Annotated in this window: 2 protein-coding genes and 2 pseudogenes; 1 reads left to right on the top strand and 3 read right to left on the bottom strand. The window is 62.4% G+C overall.

Annotation, left to right across the window (positions count from 1 at the left end; translation table 11 throughout):
- Positions 1-15 precede the first annotated feature (15 nt).
- From EN884_RS32595 to EN884_RS32605, 3 genes and pseudogenes are all read right to left on the bottom strand, one after another.
- Positions 16-648 carry an urea carboxylase-associated family protein gene (locus EN884_RS32595; protein ID WP_063170526.1) on the bottom strand — a complete coding sequence of 211 codons (633 nt, stop codon included), beginning with the start codon at positions 646-648 and terminating at the stop codon, positions 16-18.
- Between the two features lie 17 nt (positions 649-665).
- A complete protein-coding gene (speB, locus tag EN884_RS32600) occupies positions 666-1,634 on the bottom strand; it encodes an agmatinase (RefSeq protein ID WP_128360993.1) in 969 nt (322 codons plus the stop codon).
- Positions 1,635-1,927: 293 nt separating this feature from the next.
- A pseudogene (locus tag EN884_RS32605) lies at positions 1,928-2,352 on the bottom strand (ABC transporter permease); the annotation flags it as partial.
- Between EN884_RS32605 and EN884_RS32610 the strand changes: the two are divergent.
- Positions 2,338-2,514: pseudogene (locus EN884_RS32610) on the top strand (DUF3788 family protein); the annotation flags it as partial. The pseudogenes EN884_RS32605 and EN884_RS32610 overlap by 15 nt on opposite strands.
- Between the last annotated feature and the right edge of the window lie 53 nt (positions 2,515-2,567).

Here is a 2,567-nt window from a genome sequence, read left to right on the forward strand (position 1 = left end):
GTCTGAGCGCGGTGCTTAAAGGCGCGGCGCCTTGGCGTCGATTCGGTAGTGCGCTTCGGTTGGAACGCAGTCTTCCCCGTTCACCGGAATGAGGTCCTGCGGGCAGGCCGAGAACGCGATGATCAAATCCATTTCCGCGCGCATCGACACATAGGAGCCCGGTCCCGACACCGGTGCCTCGAACGAGACCGAACCGTCTTTGCGGACGGGAATGTTCATGAACAGGTTGAGGGGCGAAGGGGTTTCGGATGACGTCAGCCCGAGCGCGCCGAGAGCGGCCGCCAGGTTGTCAGTGCAGTTGTCATGGTGGCCGACATGGCCCAACTGCTGGTAGCGATAGCGGTCGCAGGCGGCGATCAGCGTATCGTGCACGCCGCCCGACGTATCCTGGATCAGGGTCAGCATCGGACGCCGCTTGTTACTGCGCAGCGTGTCGCCGTTCTGGGGATTCACCTTGAGCATGCCGCCACGGCTGTGCTCCATCGACATGAATTCCGCGATGTCGTCGGCGCAGAAGGCCCAGGTGTCCACCACCTGGGTGCCATGGGTGTTGATGACGGTGATCACCTGGCCTTGGGCAACGGGCGCCGCCACGCCCTTGCGGGCGGGAATGAGTTGAACCTGACCGTCACTGGCGTTCGTTGGCATCGTTGTGTTCCTTCCGTTCAGCGTCCGCGCGCTTCGCGTTCGACGAAGATGTAGCCGAGAAAATTTAGGAGCACCTGTGCTGCGAGAAAGCCGGTGATGCCCGAAGGGTCGTAGGCCGGGGCGACCTCGACGAGGTCGATGCCGACCACGTCGCCGCGCTTCACTAGGCCCTGGAGCATTTCCATTACTTCATAATACAGGAAGCCGCCATGGCTGGGCGTGCCGGTGCCCGGCGCAATCGATGGATCGAAGCCGTCGATGTCGATCGTCACATAGTAGCGCGCGCGCTCCGGGATGGTTGCCAGCACGCCTTCGACGCCGAGCTTGCGCGCCTGGCGGACGGAAAGGATGGTCGAGCCGCGCTGGCGTGCGTCTTCGTAGCCGTCGCGGGCCGTAGAGGAGACGTTGCGGATGCCGAGCTGGCTGAGGCCGCTGACATGCGACTGTTCGGCCGCTCGGCGCATCGGGTTGCCGTGGCCTTCGCGTACGCCGTGACGCACGTCGACAAAGTCGAGATGGGCGTCGATCTGCACGATATGGATAGGGCCATGTTCGCTGAACGCCCGGACGCAGGGGATGTTGATGGCATGGTCGCCGCCCAGAACGACGGGCAACGCGCCTCGTTCGAGAATCTTGCGGACCGCCTTTGCCGTATTGGCGTGGCTGGTGACGGTATCGGTGTGCACAATATCCGCATCGCCGATGTCGACGATCCGCACCTTGTCAAGCGGCAGATAGGTCTGGTAGTCCTCATGGTCGTAGGCGCCGCCATGGCCGAAGGAAAACAGCGTCGACGCCTCGCGGATGGCGCGCGGCCCGAAGCGCGCGCCGGAGCGGTACTGCGTGCCCATGTCGAAGGGAACACCCAGCACCGCCACATCGGCATCGATCTTGTCCCAATCCAGGCAGATCGGCCGTTTACCGAAGGTGCTAAGTCCTACGAAGGGGAGATCGAGCCGTCCGCCCTCATACCCGTGTCCAGACATCGAAACTCTCCCTGCTTGGATAAGCTTCAGGCCATCCGGTGACGACCTTCGACATGAGCCGAAGCGCCAGGGTGGGGTGAAGCACGACAGGCCTGCGGTCTGTCTGTCTCGTGGCTAGCAGGTGCAGCCACTCCTATCTATCACGAGTATCGGGCGTTCATATCGATTTAATCGGATCATGCCGCCTGCCTCAGCGAGACCGCGTCAGCCATTCGCGCCATCATCATCTCAGCTTGTGGCGCAACTGCTGACAACCGATTTGGGGTGTGGGCATCGGAGATCACTCGCCGACGTCAACTGTCCTCGAACTGTGGCGTGAGCGTGTCGTTCAGCCCGTCGCCCAAGAGGTTGAAGCCGAGCACGACGGCGATGATCGCAGTCCCGGCCAGACCGTCATCCACGGGGCCTCACTCAGGAACTGTCTGCGCCGGCTGGCGCCGGCGGAGCCCGAGAAAGGCAAGGCTGCCCTCGGCGAGGACGGCGACCGCCATGGTGATGGTGATTTGGACGACGATTGGAGCCAGCACCTTGGGCAGAACATGTGCGAGGATGATGTTGCGGTCGCGCGAGCCGAGCGCGCGCGCCGCGGTGATGTAGTCCTCGTTCTTGATCGACAGCACTTGGCCTCGCGTCAGCCTAATGAAAACCGGCGTGGCCGAGACGCCGATGGCGATCATTGCGTTCTGAAGGCTTGCCCGAGAAACGCCGCCAGCGCGAGGAGCGGCGTTATGTCTGGCGTCCGCAATTGGTCAAGCTCTACGACGAAGCCAAAACATACATCGATGGAAAATGGCTGACGATTGCCATTTCATCGGCAGATGAACTGCATGATGTGACGGAGCTTCTCACTATGAAGCGCCGGCCAAAGTTGCGCGGTTGAAGGCAACAAAAATCCTGGATCCGCGGCGCGCGATGGCTCCGAGGACTCCAGGC

Source organism: Mesorhizobium sp. M7A.F.Ca.AU.001.01.1.1 (assembly GCF_004022735.1).
Taxonomy (GTDB): Bacteria; Pseudomonadota; Alphaproteobacteria; order Rhizobiales; family Rhizobiaceae; genus Mesorhizobium; species Mesorhizobium ciceri.